Origin of the sequence: Cellulomonas sp. GbtcB1, assembly GCF_019091725.1 — a bacterium.
Lineage (GTDB): Bacteria > Actinomycetota > Actinomycetes > Actinomycetales > Cellulomonadaceae > Cellulomonas.
This window is the reverse complement of sequence record NZ_JAGXJG010000615.1, coordinates 1-233: the sequence shown is the minus strand read 5'-3', so window position 1 is coordinate 233 and position 233 is coordinate 1. Positions and strand designations below refer to the sequence as shown.

Here is a 233-nt window from a genome sequence, read left to right as displayed (position 1 = left end):
AACGTGGGGCTGTGCGCCCGGGAGCACCGGGGGGCGGAGACGCTGCAGCGCGGGATGCTGCCGGAGCAGGCCGAGGGCGAAGGGCTGGACGTCTGGTCCTACTACGCCCCGAACGTGGTCTACGCCCAGGTCGGCGGCGACTGGTACGACGCCGCGCAGATCACCGACGACGTGGCCGGCGTGGTGATCGGCGACGCCGTCGGCCACGACGTCGAGGCCGCCGCCGCGATGGG

Annotated in this window: 1 protein-coding gene; it reads left to right on the top strand. The window is 74.2% G+C overall.

Annotated elements, in window-relative coordinates:
• Positions 1-233, top strand: a 233-nt coding sequence (locus KVT14_RS21560; protein ID WP_368858799.1) for a PP2C family protein-serine/threonine phosphatase, incomplete at both ends; no start/stop codon positions are given.